11 protein-coding genes are annotated in these 12,572 nt (G+C 34.6%); 3 read left to right on the top strand and 8 right to left on the bottom strand.

Features of this window, described 5'->3' with window-relative positions; all coding sequences use genetic code 11:
- Positions 1-5: 5 nt before the first annotated feature.
- The 8 genes from GJV76_RS08695 to GJV76_RS08660 form a co-directional block, all read right to left on the bottom strand.
- Positions 6-1,118, bottom strand: coding sequence for a PDDEXK-like family protein (locus GJV76_RS08695; RefSeq protein WP_155092230.1), 1,113 nt, complete (start codon positions 1,116-1,118; stop codon positions 6-8).
- A gap of 2 nt (positions 1,119-1,120) precedes the next feature.
- Positions 1,121-1,639, bottom strand: coding sequence for a hypothetical protein (locus GJV76_RS08690; protein WP_155092229.1), 519 nt, complete (start codon positions 1,637-1,639; stop codon positions 1,121-1,123).
- A gap of 341 nt (positions 1,640-1,980) precedes the next feature.
- Positions 1,981-2,685, bottom strand: a complete 705-nt coding sequence (locus GJV76_RS16125) for a putative phage abortive infection protein (protein ID WP_155092228.1) — start codon at positions 2,683-2,685, stop codon at positions 1,981-1,983.
- 15 nt (positions 2,686-2,700) lie between these two features.
- Complete coding sequence (locus GJV76_RS08680; protein WP_155092227.1) at positions 2,701-3,111, bottom strand: hypothetical protein; 411 nt, start codon at positions 3,109-3,111, stop codon at positions 2,701-2,703.
- Positions 3,111-3,311 (bottom strand): hypothetical protein, encoded by a 201-nt coding sequence (locus GJV76_RS08675; RefSeq protein ID WP_155092226.1) that lies wholly within the window; start codon positions 3,309-3,311, stop codon positions 3,111-3,113. The genes GJV76_RS08680 and GJV76_RS08675 overlap by 1 nt, the downstream gene beginning before the upstream one ends.
- 296 nt (positions 3,312-3,607) lie before the next feature.
- A complete protein-coding gene (locus tag GJV76_RS08670) occupies positions 3,608-4,171 on the bottom strand; it encodes a transposase (RefSeq protein ID WP_230381521.1) in 564 nt (187 codons plus the stop codon).
- 602 nt (positions 4,172-4,773) lie between these two features.
- Complete coding sequence (locus GJV76_RS08665) at positions 4,774-5,532, bottom strand: LytR/AlgR family response regulator transcription factor (protein ID WP_155092225.1); 759 nt, start codon at positions 5,530-5,532, stop codon at positions 4,774-4,776.
- An 11-nt stretch (positions 5,533-5,543) separates the two neighbouring features.
- On the bottom strand, positions 5,544-6,656 hold the full coding sequence (locus tag GJV76_RS08660) for a sensor histidine kinase (protein WP_230381520.1): 1,113 nt from the start codon (positions 6,654-6,656) through the stop codon (positions 5,544-5,546).
- 671 nt (positions 6,657-7,327) lie between these two features.
- On the opposite strand from GJV76_RS08660, the gene GJV76_RS08655 reads away from it, so the two are divergent.
- The 3 genes from GJV76_RS08655 to GJV76_RS08645 all read left to right on the top strand — a co-directional run bounded on the left by GJV76_RS08655 (position 7,328) and on the right by GJV76_RS08645 (position 12,532).
- Positions 7,328-8,005: a response regulator transcription factor gene (locus GJV76_RS08655; protein WP_155092224.1), complete on the top strand. Its 678-nt coding sequence runs from the start codon at positions 7,328-7,330 to the stop codon at positions 8,003-8,005.
- A 2-nt stretch (positions 8,006-8,007) separates the two neighbouring features.
- Complete coding sequence (locus GJV76_RS08650; RefSeq protein WP_155092223.1) at positions 8,008-9,375, top strand: sensor histidine kinase; 1,368 nt, start codon at positions 8,008-8,010, stop codon at positions 9,373-9,375.
- A gap of 79 nt (positions 9,376-9,454) precedes the next feature.
- The gene (locus GJV76_RS08645) at positions 9,455-12,532 is read left to right on the top strand and encodes a SusC/RagA family TonB-linked outer membrane protein (protein ID WP_230381519.1); all 3,078 of its coding nucleotides are present in this window, start codon (positions 9,455-9,457) and stop codon (positions 12,530-12,532) included.
- Positions 12,533-12,572 lie beyond the last annotated feature (40 nt).

Raw genomic sequence — 12,572 nt, 5'->3', positions numbered from 1 at the left:
AATGATTATTTTACTATGTACTTGTTAATCTCGTCTACGATTCTACTAATTAACATCTTAGTTTTATCTTCATTTATAAGATCAAATGTTTCCCTAATACTGAAATCATTAAAGTTATATTTACCTTCAAAGAGAACTTTATATTCTTTTGGGCAATTATCTCCAATACAACCAATAGTAAATCCCTTATTATCATTGCACACATAGTATGTAGTATCTTCATATAAAAAAGCTATAACAACTTTAGCCTTTACGCTATTTCTATGAGTACAAGCTGTAATATGATCTTCATTTAGCCTTGAAACCTCTGTATTAAACTTACTCGTGATAGCAATACGCAATGTATCCATAAACTCATGTACAGTATGCCATTTTACATGCTTAAACTGATCTTGTACGATGTGATTATTAATATCTTTATCAATAATCCAATACTTGTATCCAAATTCTAAATCTTTAGCTGTTTCCTCTTTTAACGCAACAGCTAATTCAAAGTCATTTGTTATTTCTTTTACTATACTTAAATACTGTAGTATACTACTTTGCAAATCCCTATTTGATATAGTTTGTTCTAAACACTGTTCTAACCATTTAGTAATAAAACCAATATAATCAAGTCTAATTAACTCAGGTTGTTTATCTTTAAACTGTTCATAAAACGAAGGTTCTTTTCCATTTAAAGTCAGATAGACTAAAGTAATATCACTAAACTCAATTTTCTTTTTATCATAATAATTTAGAAGTTGAGCTTTAATTGTTTCTCCTTCTTTTTTATTACTATCTCCAGCAAATATCTTATTTTCTATAATAATAGCTTGTCCTTTACTATTCTGAATGAATATATCGATATTCTCATCTTCTTTCTTTTCTACTTCATGTGGATAGACAGACACTTCTTGTAATTCAAAAGACTTAATAGATGTGTTATTTAAAAACAATTCTAAAAACTTTGTCCCTTGTTCATGACTTCCGTTAGGATTTAATAAGAAAGTTATAAACCTTGAATGCAGACGTCTTTCATCTGTAAGATGATGCATCACCTTCAATAAATTAAAACAACCGTATTCATTTAGCTTATACTTATTACAAAGCCTATTTACCTTTTCAGTAAAATCCATAATTATATTTTCTTTTCGATATATTCAATAAAACCATAATATGATTTTTTGGAGTTTTCGTTCAAACATTCTTTATCAAATAACTCTTTAACTTTAGGTATTTTTAAATTAGCGATAATACCTTGCTCCCAAGCTTTCCAAACTTCAGGAAGTAATCTTCCTTTTGAATACCATAAATACTCTTCGCTACAAAGATTCAAATAGTCAATAACTAATAATTTATCTTGTTCACCTAAATCATTCTCATTATCAACTTCCTCTCGTAACTTGTTAAAAAGATCATTTACTTTATCATCATATCGTGAGTTGAAATCTTGAAAAAGATCTTGAAAAAGTTTATCATCATCTAAATTCTGCTTAATCAGACCTATATAAATTGTTATAGTTGTTGCAATTAACGCTATTGAAAATTTATCATCTAATTCAAAACAATAAATAGTAAGCCCTAAGAAAAACATTACCATTATTCCTACAGATATTCTCCATATGTTCATTTTCCAATAACTCTGCACTCTATTCATATTTCCTTTATTTTAAAAACTCAACTCCCCTTTTATCTAATCCCAATCCTAAATAAACAATTTTATTCCATGACAATTTTATGAAATCTAACCTATTACTATACTTAATAATAAAATCCTCATTCCACTGTAGAAACTCATTAAAAGATTAGATACCCCAGTTAATCTGATCTTCATATTCCTCTACAAACTCAATATCAAAATTCAAGTAAGCAAACCAATGATTAGACACATCAAATAATGATACCCATCAAAATTCAATCTATCTATATTAGTTTTAACCTCATCTATAGATAATGGATAAAATCGAGACACTAAATCTATTTTTTAGTCTTGTAACATTACTCTGTTTTTTTCTCTTGAGTTGATATAAAACCTTCTATAACCTCAAATAATTCTTTATCCCTATTATTTAAATACTTAAAATCTAATCTATTCTCAAATTTACTTCCAATAATTCCCTCCCAATTAAAAGAAGTATCTTCTATAACATCTGCATTGATATTGTGAATCATACGATAATCAGTAAAGAATTTATTTCCCCCTATCCCCACTTCCTCCCATTGTGTACCTATACCACTATACCAGTTAAGGAAAAGTAAAAACTGTTCATGGGAAGTTAATTGAGCTCTAAGAATGCGTAAATACTCTCTCTTCTTTTCATAAGTCAATCCTAACTCCTTATTATCAACAACATGCTTCACTATTAATATTAGATTTCTATAATAATGACCATATCGGGATAAGTGACCTAAATATGGTTTATAGTTAAAGTATAATTTAACATTTGGTATCATCGTACATATTGGTTCCTTATCTCCGAAATCCTTATGTACTTTCCTGAATGCCCTTAACCATTTTACCATTTCTTTCAAACAACCTTTGTCCTTAGCCGAAAGATTTTCTTTAGTTACTGGATGCTTATTAGTCTTAACTTGTCTTTCAAAAGAATCTAATCCAAAAAAGAAAATATGATATGCAATAGTAATAATATATTTATCCCTAATATTAAATAACAATTCCTTTTTGTCTCTCTTATGATTCACATATCCTTTAATTATCTAAACTAAGCTCATAAACTCAGTAACATTACTTACAAATATTTTTCGCCCAATAATCTCTCTTTCAATCTTTTTTCCATCTTCATAAACATACCCTTGAATAACCATTTCATTTACATTCTCCTTATGCAAACGAAGTAACTCATAAAACTGACTTTCAAACTGCTGTAATTCAAACTGCTTTTGAACTTGTTCATTTGCTATCACTTGCATCTTAAATGCTAAAAAGGTTAAAACAGCAGCTGCTATTCCTATAAATGGTGCTGTAAGTCCATCTACAGCAGATCCTAAATCAGAATATCCTGCACCTACTTTACCAGAAGCTACAATATGAAATACAACAAAAACGACTAATACTAATGCAAGTATTAGTAAAAATCTTGAAAACAATAAATAATACTTACCCCTCATTACCCTTTAATTATCTTTTGATTTTTACTATCATACTTATAATTCACAATTTCTTCACTAATAATCAAGTCGATTACTTGCTCTATTACATTTAATGGCACACCAAGCGCTAATATAAACTCATAGATAAAGCTTTCTTTATCAATATTAACAAACACCTTTTCTAAGTTATTCTCTATTTCAGCTATGGACACACTCATAAAACTATTCTTTCTAATTTATTTGATATTGTAAATATACCACCAAGTACTTTATAGTAAAAGAGGAAATCCGTAAAAGCATGCGAATTATTGAGTAAAACAAAAAAACACAAAACGAATTGCAATTTGTCCGCACCACGAATACCTACATCACGAATGCCCTATATCAAGTAATTTACAGACACAACGTATTACCAATTGTGCGTCGTACGGGCAAATTGCAATTCGCCCACACAATGAATGCCCGCATCGTGAATTGTTTTTCCAATTATAAACAGGCGAATTGCAATTCGCCCCTACCTGTGAAATTTATCATCGTGCCATCGTTCAGGGTTGGTGATGATATAATTCGATATATACTGATAACTTCTCTCGTCTCTTATAATATGCTCATAGTAATTTCTCTGCCAGATGGTACGCCCGGTTGGGGGTGTTGGGGCGAATGGCAATTCGCCCACACAAAACGAATTGCAATTCGTCCCTGCCTTTATTCTTTTTATTGTGGCTATTTTATAACCTCTGACGATAGCCCCGATCGTTTGAGACGGAGATTTAAAACCTTTATTATCACCTGCCTTTGCTTTATTCTTCACAATCTCGATTATCGCATGTATATGATTAGGCATAATGATAAACTCATGCAAAATCACATTATCTCTCACATTTGCTATATTCAGCCATTCATCCCTTGCGATCTCACCTATCTCATTCAATGTTAACACCCCGTCTTTGATAGATCCGAAGATATTCTCCCTATCCTGTACACATAGCGTGATAAAGTATAATCCCTCAGGTGCATAATCATACCCTTTTAAGCGTATAGATTCTCGTTGTTGATAGGTCATCTTATAGTTATACATAGCCAGTTAGTTGTTACCTACATCACCTAATACATTGATTTTAAATATACCACTTTTCCTACTACCCTCAAAAACAAGAAAAAGCCCATCTTCACAGACGAGCTTTTTCATTAAGAATCAATATTTTAAACCTATCAATATGGTTCAAAAGAGGTTGCAGAACTACCACTGCAAAGTTTGGAAACTTTTTAAGACAATCATAAAGCTAAAAGCAAAACTACTTATAAGAATTAGACACGATATCGGTAGTCAATATCAAGCTGATAGGGGGTTTGTTCGGAGATAGTGGGAGGATGATTCGGAGAAACGCCTTCATTCCCAGTAAATACCGTACATTGTCGCACCAATATCCGAACAAAAGCCGCTGCATCAAATTAGTTAAATCAACGAAAGTAAGGCTATTACTGGTTTCAGTGGTAGTTATGTTTCAATAACGAAGGGGTGAAATAAGCTGATTTTGGCTTATTTATGTCGGTTTTTACCAAGTAGAAAAAAAGGGAAGATACAACCAAAGAAATGTGTTATATCCAAAATTTGGATACACTACTTCTAACGAAGTTAATTGCAAAATCATTGAATAAAGTTACAATAAAAAAATTGGCTTAGGAATTAAGCCAATTTTTGAATAGAGGCGCCTTCTCACGACTCACAATAATTTCTCTATCGGGATCATTTACAAGTACTACTTTTAATTTTCCATTAAAGTAATTGTGGATACTCCCTATGCTGTCAATGTGTAAAATATGTTGTCTATTTGCCCTAAAAAAAACGGTAGAGTCAAGTTCTTCTTCTAATTCATCCATCGTTTGACTTACAATCATTTCAGACTTATCACTTAAACACAAATGCGTAATTTTTTGTTCTGAATAAATAAAATCTACGTCCTCTACCTTTACGGTTTTAAATCCATCTTTGTAAGGTATCAAAAAACGAGAGCGATGCGTGACCTCTTTCTTGTGTAGATGTCCCAGGATATCCTTGATAGAATCAGTAAATGACGGGACAACTTGTCTTGACTTGAACTTGTTCAAGGCTCTCTCTAGATCTTCCTCTTGTACGGGTTTCATGATATAGTCAATGCTGTTGACTTTAAACGCTTTTAGCGCGTACTCATCGTAGGAAGTAGTAAAAATAACTGGTACTTGAATATCTATCTCCTCAAATATTTCGAAACACAAACCATCTTCTAATCGAATATCCATAAATATCAAATCAGGAGCTTCTGACTGTTTTAACCACGCTACACTCTCCTTCACACTTTCCAGTACGGTAATAACCTCTATTTGACTATCTATACTTTGCAATAAACGAGTTAATTTATTTGCATTTCTAATTTCATCTTCAATAATTAATGCCCTCATACTATCCTTTTTTACTTTGCCTGTCTGTTTAATAACAGAGGCAATTTTACTTTAAAATAAACTTCTGTTTGCTCTACAATCACTTTAGCCTCACTGAGCAGTCTATAGCGATCATCAATATTGCTCAATCCTACTTTCGAAGAAGGAATAGAAACCACCAAGGGCTGTATATTGTTCTCAACGATTACAAAATTGCCATCAATGTAAATATCTATCACTAATGGACATTCTTTTGATGCTCTATTGTGCTTTACAGCATTTTCAACCAATAGTTGCAGTGAGATTGGTGCAACATAAAACTGCTGACTAAGTTCTTTATCTATATTAATGTGCAATTGCACCTTTGCTCCCATTCGCTCGTGAATCAAATAAAAATATGATTCGACAAAAGTCAATTCCTCCTTTAGGCTAACCACGTTCTTTCGTATGTTGGATAACATATAGCGGTAAACTAAAGACAAATTATCGATAAATTTGATAGCTATAGCCTGATCTTCAACCACCAACTCAGAAAGCGTGCTAAAGTTGTTAAACAAAAAATGAGGATCTAACTGCATGCGCAAAGATTCAAGTTCAGCTTGACTGGCGATGCGCTCAAGCTTTTCGGCTTTTAGTTGTAGCTCAGCCGCTTTCATCATAGAATCCCTCCAATTCTTTATCAAGAAATACCCTGTGTGAACTGCACTGATAAAAATAGCCGTATTAATGCTGATAATCAAAGATTGCCACAAGTCAATTTTGTCCTCTAAAGCCAAACCGTTACTTCTATCTATAGGTATCCAGACCAAAAAAGCCAAATTAATCCCGAAGTACACGATAAATATCAAGCCTATTAGAGCCAGTACTTGTACAATGGCACGAAGAGCCGCCGACTTATCCCAGGGGATCCACTTATTAAGTACTCTACTTACCCATAAGCTAATCTCCGTAATAATAGCACAATAGGCTATCAAAAAGAGAATCGATTCAAATATCTCGCTTTCTCCCTCTATGTAATACCACTCTGGATCGTAAGGATTCAAAAGAAAGTGAGAAAATAGGTATAGAACTAATACCAAAGGAATCACCATCAAACGATAGTGTTTGATGAACATGGATTCTTCAACTTTCTTGTTCTTAGCCATTGTTTCTATTTTGATACAAAAATAATAGTTGTTTGGCTTTAATCATACAAAACTTTAACTCAAACTGAAATTTCACAAGATGAAACGTAAAAATAAGCCGCCAAAATACAAAGTAATTTTAACTTATAAGCCAAACGTACAATTATCCAGTGACAGTATATACTTTCTCCTACTAAAAAACAGATAAACTTCTCTTTATCAAATAGTTTGTATTTTACTGCGATAAGCACGCCTTCTCATCTTGGGGTATAGGGTAAGAAAAAAGAGCCATCACTTTTAGCAATGGCTCTACTTAAACCTAGAACACTTTTAACAAAACCTATGAAGAAATTTCTGATTTGAAAGTGGATAGAGGGAGCCGCCCTCTATCCGACAAACCAAAACAAAAAATTACAATTTGTAATTAATTCTTTCTTGTAAATACAAAAACCTTTCCATTTTTAAAATCAATAGATAATAAATTGCCTTTTTTCAACTTCTCAAGTAAAAAAATAATACCCAAAACGCATAAAACTACCTTGTAAACAAACACTACAGATCACAAAAACAACTAATAATCAAGGCTTAAAGCAAGTATTCTAATCTAACTCTAATACTACATTAAATTTCTTTAATGCTGAAAAACAAGTATTTATATATTTTATTTTTGCTTTTGAGAAACAACAGTTGCTATGAATATCTTATTAATTGAAGACGAAGTAAGCGTATCGAACTTCATTCGCAAAGGCCTTGAAGAAAGCCAACACTGTGTGACCTTAGCCTATGAAGGTACAATGGGGTTAAAACTTGCCATGGAACAGGAGTTTGATTTAATTATCATGGATGTCATACTGCCTAATATGAATGGTTTTGAAATCTGTCACCACGTAAAAAAATACAAATCAGACATCCCTATTCTGATGTTGACAGCTTTATCAACTATTAAAGATAAAATCAACGGTTTTAACCAAGGAGCAGATGACTACTTGACAAAACCTTTTCACTTTGAAGAACTGCTGGTGAGAATTAAAGCTATCACAAGAAGGAATCAAATGGCTATGCCTACCTTGAGTTATACAGCAAGAGATCTAAAAATGGATTGCTATAAGAAAATAGTAACTCGTGGAGATACAGAAATTAGCCTTACCCAAAAAGAGTACACCTTATTGGAATACTTTTTGGTTAACAAAAACAGAGTTTTAACCAGAACTCAGATAGCAGAAGCAGTTTGGGGAATTGGTTTCAACAGAGGAACAAATCTAATAGATGTATATGTCAATTACCTGAGAACTAAGATAGACAGGGACTTCCCTACAGCTTTAATTCACACGGTTATCGGAATGGGATATATACTTAAAGACGCCGATTAAAAATGAAAATACGCACCCGTTTATCCTTGCAATTTCTTGGGTTATTTGCCATTTTACTTCTTGGAGTATTAGCCACAATCTATATGCTTGTCTCCTCTCATTGGCAAAACAACTTTTTTCGCCAATTAGAAGAACGCGCATTTACTGTTGGGCATAACTACTTAGCAGAAGACAATTTTACAACCGAACAATACAGTGAAGTCTTGATGAAGTTTCCGCGTACACTTCCCCAAGAGCAAATTAGGATATACAATGCTGAAGATTACTCTCCTACTTTTATCCAAGAAGGACAACTTAAATGGGACAGAGCAACCTTAGAAACGATTAATGACAAACACAAACTTTACATTAAAAATGGCGATGAGTACATCGTTGGAATTTACTATAAGGATAACGAAGGCAATTTTATAATCATTGCAAAAGCCAGGGATGAAGTGGGGACAGCAGCCCTAAGCCAATTGCAAACAGTCATGTTAATTAGCTTAATCATCGCGCTATTAATCACTTTTTTCTTATCGCGTTTGTTTGCCCAATACCTCCTTGCCCCCATTACCAATATCATTAATCACATCCAGGATAAAAATGTACAGACCCTCGAAAGACCCATTCCAACAGAGGATATGTCTAAAGATGAGATTCACACCCTTAGTATCACTATCAATTCCCTGTTCAAACGCTTACACGAAACCTTCGAAAACCAACAAGCTTTCGTCTCCCATGCCTCTCATGAACTAAAGACACCTATTGCCTCTGTACTTGGCAATGCAGAAATAACCCTGCGTCAGAAAAGAGATACACAAGAGTATCAACAAGTCCTTCAAGGTATTGTCAAAGATGCCATACACATGGATAAGATTATTAGCAATCTGCTGGCTCTATCGCAAATAGACAGTAGCGTATATCCACTGAACAAAGTCTGTTTTGAAGAATTTTGGTGGTCCACCATAGATCACTTAATTGCTCATAAGACGGATATAAATATCAACCTTTCTATTCACACCAAAGAAGACTTACACAACTTATACTTTCAAGGAAATAGTCAATTATTAGAATTAGCCATTTCTAATATCATCTTGAATGCTGATAAGTTTTCGAATAATAAAACTATTGATCTAACCTTGCATACAACCCCAACCCATATTGTCATAACAGTAAAAGACTACGGAATAGGGATTAAGAAAGAAGACTTAGATAAACTGACTTTGCCCTTCTTTCGCTCAAGCAACGCCTTTGGAATTAAGGGAACGGGATTAGGTTTATCTCTTTCCTCAAAAATTATAAACCTACACAAAGGCGATATGAAGATAGAATCTCAGTTAAACCACTATACGATAGTGACAATTTCGGTGCCGCTTATAAAAAGAGATTAAAACTTTTTAATCTCTTTTTAATCACTCTCTAAAGTCTTCTTTAACTCCCTCTAATTAGGTGCGCGTAAGTTTGCCAAGTATGAATCGAAATACTTATAAGACTTATTATATGCGTAGAATTAAAACAACTTTATGGATCGCTATACTGTGCATTGGGTTACAGAGCCCTATCTATGCTAATGACCAGCGAAAACCTATTTTGGTTAGAGATGCAGAAACCCAGTTACCTCTTGTAGGGGTTACTATTGAAGACATCACTCACAACCAATATTTGTTCACCACGGAAGATGGAACCTTCCAAATCGCTGATCAGAACACGGATGAAGTAAAACTTAGAATTACTTATTTGGGTTATTTAACCAAAGAGATAACCTTATCAGATAACAATATACCAACCATTATAGACTTGGATGTAGAGGATAATCTCTTAGAGAGTATTATCATCACAGGATACACCAAACAATCCAAAGCAAGAACAACAGGATCAGTCGGAAAAATAGCGGCAGCAAGTATCAATAAGGTACAAGTAAGCTCTATGGATCAAGCGTTGCAAGGACAAGTTCCAGGCTTATACGTTGCCTCTCCTTCTGGTCAACCCGGAACACCTGGTCGCGTAACTATAAGGGGAATAGGCTCTTTACAAGACGAGCAAACAACGCCGCTGTACATTCTAAATGGCATGCCTATCTCGGCAGCTACCTTCACTGCGCTAAACCCTGATGACTTTGAAGACTTAACTGTCCTAAAAGATGCTGCAGCTACGGCACAATATGGTTCAAGAGGTGCCAATGGAGTCATTGTCATTACAACTAAACGCGGAGATCGCGAAAGTGATTCTATGCGAGTAACCTACCAAACGCAATACGGATTCTCCAATGTCAACAATTCTAAATGGGACATGATGAATACAGACCAGCGCCTGCAATTTGAAGAAATGTTACAAGACCAAGATATGCCAGGCTGGGCATACTCAAGACAAAATCCCTATAAAATAGTCAACGCTCAAGAAGTGCTGAAAACAGAACAAGATTATATTGAAGGAGATCAAAAATTAGCTGCACTGAGAAACACAAATACCAATTGGCGAAAAAAGTTGATGCGAAAAGGCATTACACAATCACATAATCTAACTTTCGATGGGGGAAACAGCAATACACAACACTACACTTCTTTAAACTACTACAAACAAGAAGGTGTACTGTACAATTCAGGCATTGAAAAATTCAATGTCAATAGCAATATACACCATCAATCTGGAAGATTTAATTCCAACTTTTTTATCAACCTTGCCAATATCAATAGTCAAGTGTCTGAATCGGACTTTGACGTAAGTGAAACAAATCCTGTTGCGTCACTTTACTTTGCCTTGCCCTATGAAAATCCTTATGATCAATATGGCAATCTAACTCCTGGAGTGAATCGATTTGGAACCAATGCCTTGCAAATGTACCAAGATGTAAAGAGAAAGGAGAAACAACAAAGAGGAGTCTTGGCAGGAAACTTTAGTTTCGAGCTAACAGATGACTTAAAGTTAACCAGTACAATAGGTGTTGACTACTCCAAAATAGCCAATACTCATATTATAAAACCAGATACATACTTTGGAGATTTGGTCGAAGAAGGCGGCAAGGGAATGTTTAGTCAAGGAGATCAAACCAATATAGGTCTGATGGCCAACTTCGGGGTTAACTATAAATACCGCTGGGATGCACATGAAATCGAAACGATGGCTTTGGTAGAGATCAATAGACAGAAGTACAACTACCATGGATTCACTGGTTATGGTCTAATAGATGGGTTAGATCACACCGCAGGAGGTATAACTCCTGGTACTCCAGAGAATGACTTTATTCCCAAAGTCAGTGGTAGCGCTACAGAGAATCTATTACTCTCCCAGTTAGCACTGGTCAGATACTCGTTTGAAAACCGATTTACCATCTCGGGTAGTATTAGACGCGACGGTTCATCACGTGTTCCTTCAAATAATCGCTACAAATACTTCTATGCTTTTGGAGCAAGCTGGAATATCAAACAAGAAAGTTTCCTTGAAGATATTGATGTACTCTCTATGGCAAGAATTCGCACGAGCTATGGTCTAACGGGAAATGCCAATGGATTTGCCAGTGATTTTGGATATAGACGTCTATACGGACCTGGACAATATAATGGGCAAACAAGTCTGGTACCCACAACACCCGGTAACCCTCATTACAACTGGGAGATGAATAGAATATTGGACATAGGTGTAGAATTTGGTTTATTCAAAAATCGCTTAGTCGGTGAGATTGACTTCTACAACCGAATTACCAGCGACTTGTTTATAGACAGAAGCCTATCGATGACCTCTGGATTTGAATCCATATCAGACAATATGGGAAAGATTAGAAATCGAGGGATAGAAATCCGCCTTTCAGGAGATCTTATTAAAGAGTCAGATTGGAATGTGAATATAGGAGTAAACTTTGCCTACAATAAGAACAAAATATTAAGCTTAGGAGAGGAAGATGAAATAATCACAGAGGACTACTCTATTCATCAAGTGGGTAAACCGTTGGGATACTTCTACATGGTGCGATGGGCAGGTGTAGATTCACAAACGGGCGCTGCTCAATATTTAGACAAACAGGGCAATATCACAACAACCTATGATCCTGATAATGCCGTATTGGTCAAAGGTTCCTATGACCCAGCCATCAAAGGAGGATTCACTACTAACATTAGATATAAGAACATAGAAGTAAGTGCTTTGTTCTCTTTCATTCACGGTATGTATAGACTCAATACAGGAGAGTTTTATCGCACTGCAGCTGATCCAAACTACCGCATATACAACCAATCTACTTCCATGTTAGATATGTGGCAAAAGCCAGGGGATCAAAGTAAAAATCCAGGGGCCAACTATGCTCGATATATGACTGATAGAGAACTTCAAAGAGCAGACTACCTCAAACTTCGAAACTTAACTGTTAACTATAAGTTCAAAGACTTTGGAAAGTACAATAAGTTTATCAAAGAAATCAATGTATTTGCACAAGGTCAAAATTTAGTTACATGGACCAAATGGAAAGGACAAGATCCAGAAGACGACAACAATTGGTACGAATACGAGTATCCCCTACCTCGTACTTTCACAGCAGGGGTAAGAGTTATTTTCTAATACATACACAAAAGTAAAAATGAAAAATACCTATAAATTA

It is taken from the genome of Myroides albus, assembly GCF_009711045.1.
Taxonomy (GTDB): domain Bacteria; phylum Bacteroidota; class Bacteroidia; order Flavobacteriales; family Flavobacteriaceae; genus Flavobacterium; species Flavobacterium album_A.
The sequence above is the reverse complement of the archived record's forward strand: the minus strand, read 5'-3'. Positions and strand labels throughout refer to the sequence as shown.

Coding starts and splice junctions, on each gene's coding strand:
- GJV76_RS08695 (WP_155092230.1), bottom strand. CDS start 1,118: ATGGATTTTACTGAAAAGGTAAATAGGCTTTGTAATAAGTATAAGCTA.
- GJV76_RS08690 (WP_155092229.1), bottom strand. CDS start 1,639: ATGAATAGAGTGCAGAGTTATTGGAAAATGAACATATGGAGAATATCT.
- GJV76_RS08680 (WP_155092227.1), bottom strand. CDS start 3,111: ATGAGGGGTAAGTATTATTTATTGTTTTCAAGATTTTTACTAATACTT.
- GJV76_RS08675 (WP_155092226.1), bottom strand. CDS start 3,311: ATGAGTGTGTCCATAGCTGAAATAGAGAATAACTTAGAAAAGGTGTTT.
- GJV76_RS08670 (WP_230381521.1), bottom strand. CDS start 4,171: ATGTATAACTATAAGATGACCTATCAACAACGAGAATCTATACGCTTA.
- GJV76_RS08665 (WP_155092225.1), bottom strand. CDS start 5,532: ATGAGGGCATTAATTATTGAAGATGAAATTAGAAATGCAAATAAATTA.
- GJV76_RS08660 (WP_230381520.1), bottom strand. CDS start 6,656: ATGGCTAAGAACAAGAAAGTTGAAGAATCCATGTTCATCAAACACTAT.
- GJV76_RS08655 (WP_155092224.1), top strand. CDS start 7,328: ATGAATATCTTATTAATTGAAGACGAAGTAAGCGTATCGAACTTCATT.
- GJV76_RS08650 (WP_155092223.1), top strand. CDS start 8,008: ATGAAAATACGCACCCGTTTATCCTTGCAATTTCTTGGGTTATTTGCC.
- GJV76_RS08645 (WP_230381519.1), top strand. CDS start 9,455: ATGAATCGAAATACTTATAAGACTTATTATATGCGTAGAATTAAAACA.